The following is a 15,548-nucleotide window of genomic DNA, read 5'->3' as shown; positions in this document are numbered from 1 at the left end:
TCTGGTCGGGCCGTCGGCACTCGCCTAACCTTGCTGGTCAATCATCGAGCGGGAGAGGGACACGAGGTGAATCGGATGAAGAGGGCAGGTTCCGAAGTCAGCCGGCGGGCCGATCCTCTCGTGCAGCTGTCGCTCGAACAGCTACGCGAGCGCACGAGCATGAAGTGGCGCGAGCACCCCGATGACGTGCTCCCGCTCTGGGTGGCGGAGATGGACGTGCCGCTGGCCCGTCCCATTGCCGACGCGCTGCACCGGGCGATCGACCTCGGCGACACCGGATACCCGTACGGGACCGCCTACGCCGAGGCTCTCGCGGAGTTCGCCCGCCGGCGATGGCGGTGGGACGGCCTGCGCGTCGAGCACACGGCCGTCGTGCCCGACGTCATGATGGGCATCGTCGAGGTCCTCCGCCTGATCACCGGCCCCGGGGACGCGGTCGTCGTGTGCTCGCCGGTCTATCCGCCCTTCTACGCGTTCGTCACGCACGACGCGAGGAAGATCGTCGAGGCGCGGCTCGGCCCGGATCTGCGGGTCGACCTCGACACCCTGGAAGAGGCGTTCGTCCGCGCGCGCAGCCAGGGCCGTCGCGCGGCGTTCCTCATGAGCAACCCGCACAACCCGACCGGCGTCGTCGACACCCGTGATGAGTTGCAGGCGATCGCCCAGCTCGCCCGAAAGCACGGCGTCCGGGTGATATCCGATGAGATCCACGCCCCGCTCGTGTTGCCCGGAGCCACCTTCGTCCCGTTTCTCGGCATCGAAGGATCCGAGAACGGCTTCGCGCTGACCTCCGCGTCCAAGGCCTGGAACCTCGCCGGTCTCAAAGCCGCCCTGGTCATCGCGGGCGCCGACGCCGTCGACGACCTCCGGCGCATGCCCGAGGAAGTCGGTCACGGCCCCAGCCACCTGGGTGTCATCGCGCACACCGCGGCGTTCCGCGCGGGCGGAACCTGGCTCGACGAGCTGATACTCGGCCTCGACGCGAATCGCACCCTCCTGGGTCAACTCATCGCAGAACACCTCCCTGAGGCGCGCTATCGACCGCCCGAGGGCACCTACCTCGCCTGGCTCGACTGCACCTGGCTCGGCCTGCACGAGGAGGGGCAGAGCGACGAGCTCGGCGTCGTCAGCGACGTAGCGGGACCGGCGAAGCTGTTCCTCGACCGCGCCCGCGTCGCCGTGAGCTCGGGGCACGTGTTCGGCTCCGGCGGGGCCGGCTGCGTGCGGCTCAACTTCGCCACGTCGCCGGACATCCTGCGCCAGGCGCTGTCCAGGATGGGTCGCGCGGTGCGCGAACTCTGAAGGCCGGCGCCTCACGTCCTGCAGAGGAGCACCGCGATGTCGTCCATGCGCTGCTCGGCCGTGGCCTGCTTGATGAGCGACTCGGCCAGGTCGTGCAGGGGCTGGCCGGGCGAGGGCGTGAAGCGCTCGGCCAGGTCGTCGATGGCCTCGCCGATGCTGCGGCCCGGCTCCTCGATGAGGCCGTCGGTGTAGAGGGCCAGGACGGAGCCGGGCGGCATCGGCACCTCCGTGGTGGCGTACTCGGAGTCGGGGTCCACACCGAGCAGCAGCCCGGGGGAGGAGTCGATGGCCTCGGTACGCCACCCGGGCCGGCCGAACAGCGGCGGCAGGTGTCCCGCGCTGGCCAGGCAGGCGATGCGCTTGCGCAGGTCGATGTTGACGTACAGGCAGCTGGTGAACCGGTCGGGGGACAGCTCGCTGAGCAGCCGGTTGGTGCGCGCGAGCACCTCGCCCGGGCTGGCCCCGGAGGTGGCGTGGGCGTGGATGGCGGTGCGCACCTGGCCCATGAGGGCGGCCGCGGTCACGTCGTGGCCCTGCACGTCGCCGATGACCGCCGCGGCCATGGTGTCGGTCAGGCGGATGAGGTCGTAGAAGTCGCCGCCGATGTCCATTCCCGGGGTGGCGGGGAGGTAGTGGGCGGCCAGTTCGAGGCCGGAGATCTCGGGCAGCCTGCGCGGCAGCAGGCTTTTTTGCAGGCACTGGGCGAGCTGGTGCTTGACGTCGTACAGCCGGGCCCGCTCGTACGCCTGCGCGATCAGCCCCGCGAGCGCCGTCAGCGTGGCCCGCTCGCTCGTACTGAACTGGTGTGGCCGGTTGTAGGCGAGGACGCACGTGCCGATCGGATGACCCGAGATGACCAGCGGCAGGAAGGCCCAGGCGGACATGTCGTCCGAGCGGACGGCGCCCGGGTACGCCTTGCGCAGCTCGTCCCAGGTGGAGAAGAACGTCGGCTGGCCGGCGTCGAAGGAGTGGTTGGCCGGGTCCGGCGGGATCACGGGACGGCCGTCGAACTCCTGGATGGCCTGCGGGCTGTAGCCGCGCGAGGCGTCCACACGCAGCCGGCCGCCCTTCGAGGTCAGGATGGCCAGGGCCTGGACGTTGTAGACGGGCATGACGTGGTCGGCCACCAGGTGGACCACCTCCTGCGCGGTCACCGCCCGCGAGAGCTTGGTCGCCAGGTACAGGACCTCGTGCAGCGCGACGTTCGGGGCCGGCCGCTCGGCTCCGGCCGCCAGGTGACCCGGGCCGCGGGCGCCGACGGCCGGCGTGATGCGCACGGTGATCCCGGACAGGCCGGGGAAGAACCGGAGCGACAGCTGGCGCCCGGCGGGGTTGCGTATCGTGAAGTGGGTGACCTGGCGGCCGACGACCGCGGCGCGGTAGGCGTCCTCGTACGCGGGGTCGTTCATCCACGGCAGCGCCTGGTCCAGGCGTTTGCCGAGCAGCTCGGACGCGGAGCTGAGCAGCAGGTCGGCGGCCGGGGCGCTGAGGAGGGTCACGCGCCCGTTCACGTCCAGCGAGCTGTGGCCCTCGGGCAGCCGGTTCAGGCAGTCGAGCGCGATCAGGTCGGGTCGCGGGTCGGCCTTGCGCTTCGGGTCCAGCACCCGGGGCCGCGGCCCCGGCTTGATCGGCTGCCCCTGCTCGGCGGCCTCCTGGAGCACCTCGGCCATCTGGCCGCTGATGTCCTCGATCCGGTCGAGCTGGCGCTGGGTCAGCCGGCTCACCCGCCCCGCCGGCCACAACAGCACGAAGCCGCCCCAGACGGTGCCGTCGGAGATGAGGGGGTGCGCAGCGGACGCGAAGTCGTACGGCACGGACAGCGCCGCCGACGGGAACTCGCGCGCCAGGCCCTCCCTGTCGGGGACCCAGACCAGCCGCTGCTCGCACACCGACGTGGCGATCGGCGCGCGGTCGTTCATTCTGACCCTGGCCCACGCCTTGGCGATCATGGGGGGAAGCCCCAGCTGACTGTCCATCTTCAGGACGTCGCCGTCCTCGTCCAGGAGGTAGAGGTTGCCGATGTGCGCCCGTGTGCTGACGACGGCTTCGACCAGCAGCTCGTCCAGGAGGGACGAACCGGTCGTCAGGGCGCCGTTCCCCCGCACCGCCTCAGCCCGTCTCGCTCACGACGTGCGAGCGCCCGAATTGCCTGAAACCTCGCATATGGGCAGAATACACGCACGCATGTAGCAGATTGCTTACGGTCTGCCAGGGTGTAGATCTAGCGGAGGGGCGCCGCGGAAGATCTCGCTTGACGTGTTCGCGAAATGTTCGTCATGAAGCGGCCCTCCCGTTCGGAGATTCTTGAAGCCCTCCCCGCGGGGCGGCGACGATCACGCGGACAGCTTGAGCGCCCGGTCGAGAAGCTGATGCATGTGCGCGCGGAAGCGCCGCAACGTGCGGGGATCGTCGGTGTTGCGGCGCTGCCCGGTCCCGTCGAGCACCCCGCTCAGCGTGAACCCGTGAATGCACCAGATCATCGTGTACGTGGTGAACTGCGCGTCGGCGTCCGCGGGCTTGGCGATCGCGTCGATGCTGTCGATGGCGCGCTGGACCAGCGGCTGGGCGTTGAGCGGCTCCAGATCGATGTCGCTGGCGTCGGACAGCCAGCGGTGCATCCACAGCGCGGGCACCTCCGGATGCTCGGCGCACAGGTCGATGTACCCGTCGACGAACCGGTGCAGCGCCTCCGGCCGCCGCTCGGGCGGGGTGTCCCGCAGCTCGTCGGCCCTCGCCAGGATGACCTCGGACAGCACCCGGTGGGCCTCCTCCATGACCGTGAGGTAGAGCCCCCGTTTGGTGGGGAAATGCGCGCTGAGGGCCGCCGTGTCCAGCCCCGCGGCCTCCGCGATCTGCTCGGTGGAGGTGCCGTCGTAGCCGAGCGCGGCGAACAGCCTGGTCGCCGTCCGCAGGATCAACTCCCGCTCGCCGCCTTCTGGAGAGCCCATGGACGCGACCCTAGATCCGGAGCGGCATGCTGCCCGTTAATGGATCGACAAGCGGAGGTAAAAGTAGTCCCTCGAACACCCTTGCCGGGCCCGGGCCCGGCAAGGGCGCCCGGGGTCACACCTGGATGTAGTCCGTTTCCAGCAGGTGGGCCAGGGCCTTGAGCTCGGCCCCGCGGTGGCCGGTGCCGAGGGCCCAGTGGTGGGACATGCCGGTCGCGCTCCAGTCGTCGGTCCACTCGCCGGGGTCCCGGCCGAAGTCCACGCGGGACGTCGTGTTCCCGATCTGCAGGTGCGGCCCGTCCACGGTCTCGCCCTCCGAGGCCACCAGGGCGAAGCGGCCGTCGCGGCGCTGGATGATCCCGAACGCCGTCACCGGCCCATGCTTGACGTCGAACTCCACGGAGACGCCCCAGCCCCGCTTCCCGTGGTACACGCCGAGCCCGCGCAGCAGTGGCCTGCGGGCGCTGATGGCCAGGTGGGCGGGGCCGTCGTGGCCCATCTCGACGTGGCCCCGGTGGAAGTCCAGCGCCTGGAGCTCGGTGAACGACCCGCCCGCGCCCATCCGGTCCATGATCAGCATGGCCAGGCTGGTGCGCAGCTCGAACTCCCCGGCCGCCGGGATGCCGCGCGCGGTGAGCAGGGACGCGCCCAGGATCATCCCGGCCCCCAGCCGCTCGTGCGTCTCCCCGTCCAGGCCGCGGTGATAGTACGCCAGGCTGTCCAGCGAGAAGTCCTCCACCAGCCGGTCCAGGCCGACGGAGACGCGGCAGGCCCACTCGAGGTCGACGGCGTTGACGCTGTCGGCCAGCTCGAAGATCTTCTCGGTCTCGGCGCGCTTGGCGGCGACCTCGGCGTCGGTGACCTTCTCCACGCGTACCCGCAGGTCGTCGAACTCCAGCACCTCGACGTGCCCGCCGAAGTTCGCCGAGACGAGCGTGAGGTCGGTGGAGACGTCCAGCATGCCGGGGTAGAGGTGCCCCATCAGGCCGTGCCGGCCGTGCCGCAGGGCCGCGCGGGCCCCGGCGGCCCGCACCCAGCTCGTGATGCGGGCCCAGGCGCGCTCGTCCTCCAGGTAGCCCGACACCGACCGGAACGGGATGCCGCACCGCTGGAAGGCGTTGGCCATCTCGGGCAGCGGGCAGGCGCCGCAGTAGGCGAGCCACTGGCCGGTGTCGAACGTGGCGTGCTCCATCGACTCGGTCGGCTGCAGGTTGATCAGCAACACGGGCGCGCCGCTGCGCTGCGCGATGGGCACGAGCATGGTGGCCGTCATGTACGTGGTGAGGAACCCGACGATGAGGTCGCAGTCCGCGGCCCGCAGCTTCTCGGCCGCGACCGCGCCCTCCTGGGCGTCGGAGATGAACCCGACGTCCACGATCTCCGCGTCCAGCTCCCGCATCCGTTCGGAGACCCGGTCGGCCGATCGCTGGAGCTGGGGGAGCAGGTCGGGGAACTGCGGCCAATATGCGCCCAGCCCGCCGGCGACCAGTCCGACGCGGGTCTTCGTCTTGCTTGCCACGGTGATGCCCTCCTGAGGGGTGAAGGGTGGGTGCCGGGAGAGTTTCGGACAAAAGTATAGATCTTTTCCGAAACCTCACCATAGGGCATCAAGAGTGGAGCGTGCGGTCCAGGAAGTCCACGACCGTGCGGGCCAGGGTCAGCCGGTGATCGGACAGGGCGTGGTCGGTGGGGAAGAGGTGGTGCTCCAGCCGCGGCACCGGATGCGCCTCGTAGGCCCGGACCAGCGGATGGTGGTGCGTCTCGGCGGGTGTGACGGGGTCGCGTCCCGTCCCGACGAGCAACACGGGCCGGTCGGCCAGGCGTGGCGCGAGCGTCGCCAGGCTCCACTCCTGCCCCGCCGCCTCCATCTCGGCGACCAGTGCCGCGGCGCTGGTGCCCTGGAGCGGCAGCAGCTCGCCCTCCCAGTCCCGCAGGTGCCCCTCCCGCACCGCCGGGTCCGCGAGGCAGGCCGCCGCGCCCGCGCCCACGTCGAACGCCGCCACCGAGGCGACCGCGCGGACCGCGGGGTCGGCGGCGGCCGTCATCAACGCCGCGAACCCGCCCAGGCTGTGCCCCACCACGGCCAGCCGCGCCGGATCCAGCCGGGCGTCCAGGCGTACCGACTCCACCACGCGGGCCGCGTCCTCCAGCACGTGGTGCCACGACCAGGTCCCGCCGACGCCCCAGGACCCCCGGTAGTGGAAGACCAGCGCCGCGTAGCCGGCCCGGCGCAGCGCCTGGGCCAGGTCGAAGTTGCGCTCGTTGCCCGGGAATCCGTGCAGCAGCACCACGATCGGATGGGGTCTGGGCCCGGCCGGGAGGTGCAGGACGCCGAGCAGCCGGTGGCCGCCGCTCTCGAACGTGACCGCGGGCGTGCTGGCCGGCGGCACGAGCGTGGCGGGAGGGTTGTACACGTCGGTCACGCGGATCTCCGTACGTCATCGAACCGGTCGTTTCGATGTGAAACTTAGCAGAGACTTGGAACCGGCCGGTACCATCTGACGCATGCCCGTACCCAAAGGCGCTTCCCTCGACCCCGTCCAGACCCGGGCGACCATCCTGCGCGCCGCCACCGGCCTGCTGTACGAGCGCGGCCTCGACGGCATCGGCGTGGCCGAGCTGTGCGCGACCGTCGGCGCGTCCAAGGAGACCCTCTACCGGCACTTCGGCTCCAAGGACGGGCTGGTCGAGGCCGTGCTCGAGGCCCGCAGCGACCACGTCGTACGCTGGCTGCGCGAGGCCGCGGAGGCGGCCGGCGACGACCCGGCCGCTCAGCTCGCCGCGGTCTTCGACGCGCTCGCCGGCTGGTACGCCGAGCCCGCCTTCCGCGGCTGCGCGATCGTCAACGCGTCCGCCCAGTGGCACGACGGCGTCCCGCGCACCGTCGCCGCCCGGCACCTCGACCGCCACCTCGACCTGCTGACGGGCATCGCCCGCCGGGCCGGGGCCCGGCAGCCGGAGGTCCTGGGCAGGCAGTTGCTGATGCTGGTGGAGGGCGCCACCGTGCTGGCCGACCACCACGGCGAGCGCGACGCCGCCGCCACGGCCAAGCAGGCGGCCCTCGCCCTGCTGCGAGGGCAGGGCGAGGGCAGCGCCGGATAGTCGTCAGCGCGGCGGCGGGAGGGTGTGGAGGTTGCGCGGCGTGACCGAGCGGGCCAGCCGGTACGCGGCCTCCGCGTTCACGAGCCCGGACCCGGTCGGCCCGTCGTAACCGTCGGTGGCCACCTCGCCCATCGCGCTCTTGCCGTCGACCACGTCCCGCGCCGACGCCTTGAGCACGGCCTTGACCAGGCTCGGCGACAGCCCCGGCTGCGCCTGCTTGAGCAGCGCGCACACCCCGGCGATCTGCGGTGAGGCCGCGCTGGTGCCGCTGATCACGGCCCAGCCGTCGTCCTTGCCCGTGCCGTCCTTGTTCGGGTAGCCGGGTCCGGCCAGGCTCGTGTCGATCTCGTCGCCCGGCTCGACGGGCAGCATGATGTAGATGGCCCGCGGCTGCTTGCCGACCAGGCCGCACACGTCGGGCACGTGCCGCCCGGCGTAGATGAGGCTGTCGAAGCTGCTGGCGTAGTCGGAGGCCTCCATCCTGAACTCGCCGTTGGCCATCGTCTCGTCCACGAAGACGCCGCCGACCGCGATGACGTCCGGCATCATCGCCGGGAAGGCGACGTGGCCGTTGCCCGCCGAGAAGCAGACGACGATGCCGCGCTCGCGTACCGCCTCGATGACCGCCAGCTCCAGCGGGCGCAGCGCGTTCGGCAGGGAGGCCACGCCGGGCAGGTGGAAGCCCCAGCTGTTGGTCATGACCGCCGGCGACAGGTCGGAGGCCGTCTTGAAGGCGAGCGTGGGGTTGGCCCCCATCTTGACGCCGACGAAGTCGATGTCGCGGGCGCTGGCGAAGATGTTCGCGGCCTCGGCGGTGCCGTGCCCGTACTCGTCGTGCTGCACCGCGGTGGCGTCGGGAGCGAGCGTGGCGTTGTAGTTGTAGCCGTGGTGGTCGTAGAAGGGGTGCCGGTAGAAGCCCGTGTCGGGCATCGCGACCAGCACGCCGCGGCCCGTCACCCCGCGGTCGTGCACCTGGTGCGCGCGCAGGAGGAGCGCCACGTCGTCGGGCACCCGCAGGTGGTGGTAGCCGACGCGGGGCGGGATGGGGGAGGGCCCGAAGAAGCGCGGCGGGGCCTGCGGATAGGCCCGCTCGATGTACGGCTCCAGGTCCGGCGGGATCGAGAACGGCTCGCCGCTCACGTGCGACAGATAGGACACCTGGGCGCCGGTCGTGGAGGTCACGTCCGGCGGCCGGCCGGTCAGCTCGGCCTGGCGCACCTCGACGTGGGTGCCGAACGTGCTCTCCCACAGCGACCGGGGTCCCTCGCCGCTGATGGAGTACGTGCCGACGTGCCGTACCGTGAAGCCCTTGGCCTGCAGCGCGTTCGCGGTGCGCTCGGCGAGGCCGGGGGCCGGCTTGAGCTGGTCGAGGCTCGCGGTCTGCGCCGCCGAGGATTCGGCGAACATCGAGGCGCCGCTCTCCGGCCGCAGGGCCGCTTCGAAGTAGACGGTGTCCTCACGTCGCTCGGTCATCGTGGTCATGTCGCTCCTTTGCGAGATGAGACCGGTGGACGGGTCGTCAGAGGGCGTGGAAGTCGGGCGGCTCCACCCGGTGCACGGCGACCACGTCTCCGCTCAGCTCGGCGGGCACCGCCGGCTGAGGCAGGCCGAACACCCGCTCCCACACGTCCCTGGGCGCGCTGACGCTGATCGTCGTCCCGATGTGGAGCACCTTGAGGCCGAGCCGCGCCAGAGCGGCAGCCGCCTGGCGTTGCCGGCCGGGCGCCGCTTCGACCTCGGCCGAGACGATGTCACCCTCAGCGGCCATGCCCTCAGGCTCCGCCCGCGGGGCACGCCGCGACACAGGGGACGGCCCAGGGATTACCCTGGGGTTGCGACCCTCAGCGGCCGGTCCACTTGATCTCGTACGCCTTGAGCGCGTACTCCTTGCCGTCCACGGTCGTGGTCACGTCGGAGTCCGCGGTGTTGACCAGCAGCAGCTGCTGCGGCTGCGCCAGCGCCCTGACCTTGGCGTCCGACGAGGTGACCTGGTCCAGCTCGGCCCCGGCGGGGAACCACTTGACGAAGTTCGCCAGCAGCCGGCCGGTGTCCGTCTCGGCGCCGCTGCGCGTGTCCCACAGGCACGGCCGGCAGTCGCGGTCCTTGGCCTGCGGGTTCCAGTACAGGGCCGTGGCGGCGCCGCTGCGCGCGAACTCGATCATCGAGGCGGCCTGCACCGCGAGCCGCTTGTTCTCGGGCCAGGTGGTGCCGTCCTCGGGCACGAAGTACCACTCCGACCACCAGACCGGCAGGTCGCCGACCTTGTCCCGCAGCCACTTGGTGACCGCGCCGAACTTCGCCAGCGCCCCGAACTCGTCGGGCAGCAGCTCGTGCGCGTCCGTGGGCGAGGCGCCGTCGACCACGACGAAGTCGGCGCCCTTCTTGTTCTCGAACCAGTAGTTGAAGGCGTCCAGGACGTTCTGGTTGACGACCCCCCAGTCGCCGCGCAGCTCGGAGTCGCCGCGCTCGTTGCTGTCGAAGCCGAGGTACGGGCCGCCGACCTTGGCGTCGGGCCGGGCCTGCTTCACCGCGGCGTACACCTTGTTGTACAGCTCGGTGTAGCCCTTGTAGTCCGCGGGCTTGGAGTGGTCGCGCCAGAAGCCCTTGAACTCGTTCCAGACCATGAAGTACTTGACGTCCTTGTACCGCGTGGCCACGGCCGCCGCCAGCTTGGCGAAGTCGTCGAAGTGCTCGGGGTAGGGGGCGTCCTCCAGGTGCTCCCTCCAGGCCGACTCCTCGGTGGGGCCCTGGGGGCCGCCCTTCATCCAGTCGGGGGCGCAGCAGAGCGTGAGGACGGGGACGCCGCCGGACTCCCTCATCAGGTTGATCCGGCTGTCGAGGTCCTCCCAGAAGTACTGCCCCGGGTAGGGCTCGGGGTTGAGCGCCCCGAACCCCATGATGTGCTGGTTCTGCAGCATCGGGGTCTGCGAGAGCCGTCCGGCGACGTCGCGTTCGAACTGGGGGGTGATGTTGTTGGCGCTGACACCCGTATGGGTGAAGCCCCAGCGCGGCCAGCCGTCGTCCACCTTCGGCGGCGCCTCGGGCGCCGGCTGGGACGTGGCGGGAGCCTGCTGCTGCTCCTTCTGCTGGGCGCCCGTGGTCCCCTGCTCCGCGGGCCCGGCGGTGGAACAGCCGGTCATGGCCAGTGCCATCACGGCCGCTAAGACGCTCGCTCTGCCGAGCCTCCGCAAGATCGATCCCCCGCTAGTCGATGCCACCCGGTACTCACCTGATCCTCGCCACTGGTATACCGTCTGTAGCGTTCCATGGGTGGCCAAAAAGGGGCACATCGGGAGCGGGGTTCACAGCTAATTGTTATCCACGAAGAGACCGGCGTGGTCCCGCGCCCACTCGGCGAACGTCCGCGCGGGGCGGCCGAGGATCTTCGTCACCTCCTCCGTCACGAGATGGGGCCGGGAGCCGCCCCTGGCGTACCTGTCCATGAGGGCCCGTACGAACGGCTGCGGCAGGCCGTTCCCGACCATGGCCCGCTCGGTCGCCTCCGGCGGGATCTCCTGGAAGCGCAGCGGCCGGCCGATCGCCTCGCCGATGACCCGCACCATCTCCTCGTGGGTCAGCGACCGCGGGCCGGTCAGCTCGACCCGGCGCCCGGCCAGGTCGCCGGTGAGTAGCGCGCGGGCGGCCACCTCGACCAGGTCCCGGTCGTCGAGCGGCGCCTCCTGGAACGACGCGTGCACGTACCGGACGGTGTCGCCGGCGCGGATCTGGGCGCCCCAGGAGTTGACCGCGTTGGACGCGAACGATCCGGCCCGCAGGCTGGTCCAGCTCAGCCCGCTGCCGGCGGCGGCGGTCTCGGCCTCCTTGTTCCGGTCGCCGCGGTAGCGGGAGGGCTGCTGGTCGAGCGGGTCGTCGATGTTCATCGCCGACAGGGCGGCCACGCGCGTCGCGCCGCGCTCCTTGGCCAGGGCGAGCAGCTCGCCGGCCGCGTCGCCGATGGCGCGCGAGTGCAGGAAGACGGCGGTGACGCCGTCCAGGTGCCGGGCCAGCGTGTCCGGCCTGGCCGGGTCGCCCTCGACGACCTCCGCCCCGGCCGGGAGCCGTGCCCCGTGCGGGGCGCGGCTGACGGCCCGGACCTCGGCGCCTTCGGCGAGAAGCAGCTCGACCAGGGGGCGCCCGATGGCGCCGGTCGCGCCGGTCACCAGGATCGTGTTCTGTGTCATGCCCCCTGAGAGGTGAGCGGGCGACCGGAGTGTGACATCGGGTCGGGTCAGAATCCGGGCGGCGGGGTGGCCGACGGGCCCGGCACCACATGCAGGACGATCACGCCGTCGTTGTACGACTCCGCCGTCGCCACCTGCCAGCCCGGATCGATCCGGGAGACGGGCACGTCCAGCTCGAAACGCGCGCCCTTGTCGCCGTTCCGCAGCGGCCAGTCGAGGGCGTAGGACACCTTCAGGTGGTGCTCGCGCACGACGCGGGCCGCCTCGGCCGCCGAGCGTCCCTGGAGCTCCACCCCGGCCAGCGCCTCGCCCGGCCAGCCGGCGTCGGCGGGGTAGGCGTACTTCTCCCCGGGCTTCGCCGGGCGGCCCAGCCTGACCTCGGCGGGCCCCTCGATGTCCGCGGTGACGCTGAAGGCCGTGATGCAGTCCTCGACCCGCTCGGGGCAGCTGTCCCCGGTGAACGTCGCTTTCGCGCCGTGGTCGGACGACTCGAATCCGAAGACGGAGCCCGGCTGCCGCGGCGAGACGGGGATCAGCGTCACCGTGAGGTTGTCCAGGCCGACCTTGTGGAAGGCCTTCTGCAGCTCGGCGGGGTCGGGGTCGCCTTCGGTGAAGTAGAAGGCGTACTCGTCGCCGACGCGGTCGATCGTCACGGCCTGGCTGGCGTACACCTGCTCGGACCGTCCGATCAGGGACGGCCCGACGACGACGGCTCCCGCCAGGGCGGCGGCCACGGCCAGGCCGAGCAGGGCGCGGCGCGGGGAGGGCATGAACCGGCGCCGGGCCTGAGCGGGTTCCAGTGCGGGTTCCAGTGCGGGTTCCAGCGCGACGATCCGGGCCAGCAGCGCGTCCGCCCCCGCGGTGGACGCCCGGCCGGTCAGGTCGTCGTCCAGCACCCTCGCCCGGCTCCTGAAGATCTGGTCGTTGTTCACCGTGCCTCCTTCTCGACGAGCGGTTGCGATGCGAAACGGGCCGGCGGCCGGGCCTGCTCCAGCGCCTTGGCGAAGCGTTTGCGGGCCCGGTGCAGGCGGATGCGGGCGGCGTTGCGGGAGCAGTCCAGCACCTGGGCGATCTCGCCGGGGTCGAGCCCCTCCCACAGGGCCAGGGCGAGCAGCTCGCGATCGGCGTCGGAGAGCATGCCCATGGCCTCGTCCACGCCGTCGTGCCCGCTCTCGGGGGAAGGAGCGGCGTAGAGGTATTCGATCTCTTCCGTGAGCTCGGTGTGCCGGGTGAGGCGGCGCCGCTCGCCGCGGCGGTGGTTGGCCAGGACCCGCCGGGCCACGCCGTACAGCCATAACCTGCCGGACTCGCCGTCCGGGAGCTCGGCGATCCGCCGCCAGGCGATCACATAGGTCTCGGCCACGACGTCGGCGGCGTCCTCCGGAGAGGAGCACCGCCGTACGGCGTAGCCGAGGATCTGCTCGTGAGTTCGCCGGTAGACCGCCTCGAACCGGGACCGGTCATCTTGTTCATTCACGCGTCGTCCTCGTCAGAGCGGGGGTTTCAATTCCTACGTGTCCGCGGCCGACGGGAGAATTTCAGCGACCGCGTCCACGCCTCCGGCGGCCTCACCCCTTGACCATCGCCCGCCTTCCGAAAGGTGGCTTTGGTGTAAAGCGGTGCAAAGCGCCCAGGGAAGCCGGGCTCCGGAACTCCAGGGACGGCGTTGATCGTTGTGGCCAGCGGCAGACAACCCAACCCGATCTTCAACAGGGAGAACAGAGCCGTGGTCTTCAAACGGATGCTGGGAGCGTTCGGCGTCGGCGCGCCCTCGGTGGACACCGTGCTGTCCACCCCGCGGACCCAGCCGGGCGGCACGCTGCGAGGAGAGGTACGGCTCAAGGGCGGCGACTTCGACGCCGAGATCGAGCACGTCACCCTCGGCCTGGTGGCGAGGGTCGAGATCGAGCACGGCGACGGTGAGCACGGCGGGCTCGGCGAGTTCGCCAGTTCGCGGGTCTCCGGGCCGTTCACGCTGCGCAAGGGGGAGGACCGCGTCATCGGGTTCGAGCTGCCGGTGCCGTGGGAGGCGCCGATCAGCGAGATCGGCGGGCAGCCGCTGACCGGGATGGCGGTCGGCGTTCGTACGGAGCTGGCCATCGCCAAGGCCGTCGACAAGGGCGACCTCGACATGATCGCGATCGAGCCGCTGCCGTCGCAGCTGCGCATCCTGGAGGCGTTCCTGGGGCTCGGGTTCGGGTTCAGGTCGGCCGACCTGGAGGCGGGTCACCTGTACGGGGTGCACCAGCAGCTGCCGTTCTACCAGGAGATCGAGTTCTACCCGACCGGCCACTACGCCGGCCGGGTGGGCGAGGTCGAGGTGACGTTCGTGGCCGACCCCGCGGGGCTCGAGGTGGTGCTGGAGGCGGACAAGCGCGCCGGCCGCTTCTCGTCGAACGACGCCATCGGCCGCTTCCACGTCAGCCATGACGACGCGCTGCGTACCGACTGGGCAGGGGAGCTGGGCCGCTGGCTGGACGGCCTGTCGCAGTACGGGCCGGCCCATCACGGCGGGCACTACGACCCGCACCACGGCGGACACTACGACCCGCACCACCACGGCGGGCACCACGGTGGGCACCACGACGAGCACCGCGGCGGTCCGGGCTGGGGCACGGTGGCCGCCGCCGGTGCCGCGGGCGTCGTGGGTGGCCTCGTCGCGGGCGAGATCGTCGAGGAGATCTTCGAGGGGGACGACGACGAGGGCGGCGACTGGTGACCCCTTAGCGCGGCTCCTGCGGCGACCGGCGCTCCCGGTCGTCGCAGGCCGCGCCGGGTACCCAAGGCGAAGCGCTCCGTGATCGTAATCGTGCAACCGGGCTGTAAGTGGGACGAAAGCCTCGACGATAGGTTGAAGATCGTTACCCGATCGATTCCGATCTGAAGGAGCCGACGTAATCAGCACCACTATGTGGAGCGAACTGCGCATCACCTCCGCGCCGCAGCTGTCGATCTCGATCTCGCCTCACCTGACCGCGCTCGCCATGATCGCCGACGCTCTCGCGGGCCGCCGCCGCGGCCTGCCGGAGCTCTGGCGCAAGGCGATCAGCTCACGAGTCAGCCCGCAGGGGCACCAGGCGGTACGCCCACTCGCCGCCCCCGGCTACTCCGTGGTCCCCGACAGCATCGTGCCGCGTACCCCCATCGGCGGGGACATCTCCGTGCAGGCCCAGATCGGCGCCCTGCGCGACCTTCCACCCGACAACCTGATCAAGGACCTGGAGCAGGCGTTCGGCCAGGGACCGCTGCCCGCGCACTGGCGCTCGGCGGCCGAGCGGCCCGCCCGCTGGATGGACGGCTACACCGCCGCCCTCGGCTCCGTCTGGAACACCACCGAGCCCGTGTGGAGGCGGGCCCGCGCGCTGCTGGACAGAGAGGTCCGGCGGGTCGGCGTCGCCGCCGTCCGCGGCGGTCCCGAGCTGCTGCTCGGCGCCCTCAACAGCCGCATCATGTACGGCGAGCGCGGGCTGCTCATCGCCGACGTGGAGTCGAGCACGTTCGAGCTGGGTGACCGCAGGATCGTCCTGGTGCCGATGCTGGCGGGCAAGGACGCGGTCATCGTCAGCCTGGACCACGACGAGGCCGTCTGGATCGCCTACCCGGTGCCAGGAGCGGAGACGCTCTGGCAGCGGCCCGTCGCGCCGGCGCTCGACGACTTGTCGGCGCTGGTCGGGCCGGTGCGCGCGGACCTGCTCGCCGCGATCGGGCAGCCCATGACCATGAGCATGCTGGCGGCCGGCATGCAGGTCGCGCCGAGCAGCATCACGTACCACTGCGACCGGTTGAGCGCCGCCCAGCTGATCACCAGGGAGCGGCGCGGGCGCGAGGTGTGGATCACCCGCACGCAGCGCGCGGAGGAACTGCTGGAGGTGTTCCGCCGCTGAGCCGGAGGGGGGGGGGGGGGGGCGCCCCCCCCCCCCCCCCCCCCCCCGCCGGGGCCCCCCCCCCCCCCCCCACCCACAAACAACACAAAACCCCCACACACACCACGAAGAAAAATAAAAAAAAAAGATAA

Annotated in this window: 14 protein-coding genes; 4 read left to right on the top strand and 10 right to left on the bottom strand. The window is 71.4% G+C overall.

Going from position 1 to position 15,548, the window contains the following annotated elements; translation table 11 throughout:
- The first annotated feature begins 75 nt into the window (after window positions 1-75).
- Window positions 76-1,302, top strand: coding sequence for a MalY/PatB family protein (locus ACIHFD_RS64475; RefSeq protein ID WP_397375379.1), 1,227 nt, complete (start codon window positions 76-78; stop codon window positions 1,300-1,302).
- Between the two features lie 11 nt (window positions 1,303-1,313).
- Here the strand turns inward: ACIHFD_RS64475 and ACIHFD_RS64470 are convergent, their stop codons facing one another.
- The 4 genes from ACIHFD_RS64470 to ACIHFD_RS64455 form a co-directional block, all read right to left on the bottom strand.
- Window positions 1,314-3,407, bottom strand: coding sequence for a GAF domain-containing SpoIIE family protein phosphatase (locus ACIHFD_RS64470; protein WP_397375378.1), 2,094 nt, complete (start codon window positions 3,405-3,407; stop codon window positions 1,314-1,316).
- Window positions 3,408-3,635: 228 nt separating this feature from the next.
- Complete coding sequence (locus ACIHFD_RS64465) at window positions 3,636-4,250, bottom strand: TetR/AcrR family transcriptional regulator (protein ID WP_397375377.1); 615 nt, start codon at window positions 4,248-4,250, stop codon at window positions 3,636-3,638.
- A 115-nt stretch (window positions 4,251-4,365) separates the two neighbouring features.
- The gene (locus ACIHFD_RS64460) at window positions 4,366-5,769 is read right to left on the bottom strand and encodes an L-fucose/L-arabinose isomerase family protein (RefSeq protein WP_350726985.1); all 1,404 of its coding nucleotides are present in this window, start codon (window positions 5,767-5,769) and stop codon (window positions 4,366-4,368) included.
- Window positions 5,770-5,857: 88 nt separating this feature from the next.
- Window positions 5,858-6,673, bottom strand: coding sequence for an alpha/beta hydrolase family protein (locus ACIHFD_RS64455; RefSeq protein ID WP_397375376.1), 816 nt, complete (start codon window positions 6,671-6,673; stop codon window positions 5,858-5,860).
- Between the two features lie 82 nt (window positions 6,674-6,755).
- Between ACIHFD_RS64455 and ACIHFD_RS64450 the strand changes: the two genes are divergently transcribed.
- The gene (locus ACIHFD_RS64450) at window positions 6,756-7,352 is read left to right on the top strand and encodes a TetR/AcrR family transcriptional regulator (RefSeq protein ID WP_363972513.1); all 597 of its coding nucleotides are present in this window, start codon (window positions 6,756-6,758) and stop codon (window positions 7,350-7,352) included.
- A 3-nt stretch (window positions 7,353-7,355) separates the two neighbouring features.
- On the opposite strand, the gene ACIHFD_RS64445 is transcribed toward ACIHFD_RS64450, so the two are convergent.
- The 6 genes from ACIHFD_RS64445 to ACIHFD_RS64420 form a co-directional block, all read right to left on the bottom strand.
- Window positions 7,356-8,834, bottom strand: coding sequence for a S8 family serine peptidase (locus tag ACIHFD_RS64445; protein WP_397375375.1), 1,479 nt, complete (start codon window positions 8,832-8,834; stop codon window positions 7,356-7,358).
- A gap of 37 nt (window positions 8,835-8,871) precedes the next feature.
- Complete coding sequence (locus tag ACIHFD_RS64440; protein WP_350726989.1) at window positions 8,872-9,120, bottom strand: hypothetical protein; 249 nt, start codon at window positions 9,118-9,120, stop codon at window positions 8,872-8,874.
- 73 nt (window positions 9,121-9,193) lie between these two features.
- Window positions 9,194-10,492: a xylan 1,4-beta-xylosidase gene (locus ACIHFD_RS64435; RefSeq protein ID WP_397375374.1), complete on the bottom strand. Its 1,299-nt coding sequence runs from the start codon at window positions 10,490-10,492 to the stop codon at window positions 9,194-9,196.
- A gap of 168 nt (window positions 10,493-10,660) precedes the next feature.
- Window positions 10,661-11,533, bottom strand: coding sequence for an NAD(P)H-binding protein (locus ACIHFD_RS64430; RefSeq protein ID WP_397375373.1), 873 nt, complete (start codon window positions 11,531-11,533; stop codon window positions 10,661-10,663).
- A 47-nt stretch (window positions 11,534-11,580) separates the two neighbouring features.
- Complete coding sequence (locus ACIHFD_RS64425; protein WP_397375372.1) at window positions 11,581-12,465, bottom strand: hypothetical protein; 885 nt, start codon at window positions 12,463-12,465, stop codon at window positions 11,581-11,583.
- Complete coding sequence (locus ACIHFD_RS64420) at window positions 12,462-13,010, bottom strand: RNA polymerase sigma factor (RefSeq protein ID WP_397375371.1); 549 nt, start codon at window positions 13,008-13,010, stop codon at window positions 12,462-12,464. Before ACIHFD_RS64420 ends, ACIHFD_RS64425 begins: the two co-directional genes overlap by 4 nt.
- A gap of 249 nt (window positions 13,011-13,259) precedes the next feature.
- Between ACIHFD_RS64420 and ACIHFD_RS64415 the strand changes: the two genes are divergently transcribed.
- Entirely contained in the window at window positions 13,260-14,252 is a 993-nt protein-coding gene (locus ACIHFD_RS64415) for a sporulation protein (protein ID WP_397375370.1), read from the top strand.
- Between the two features lie 190 nt (window positions 14,253-14,442).
- Complete coding sequence (locus ACIHFD_RS64410; RefSeq protein ID WP_397375369.1) at window positions 14,443-15,417, top strand: ArsR/SmtB family transcription factor; 975 nt, start codon at window positions 14,443-14,445, stop codon at window positions 15,415-15,417.
- The last annotated feature ends 131 nt before the right edge of the window (window positions 15,418-15,548 follow it).

The organism is Nonomuraea sp. NPDC051941, assembly GCF_044593615.1.
This window is presented reverse-complemented; position numbering and strand designations above follow the sequence as displayed.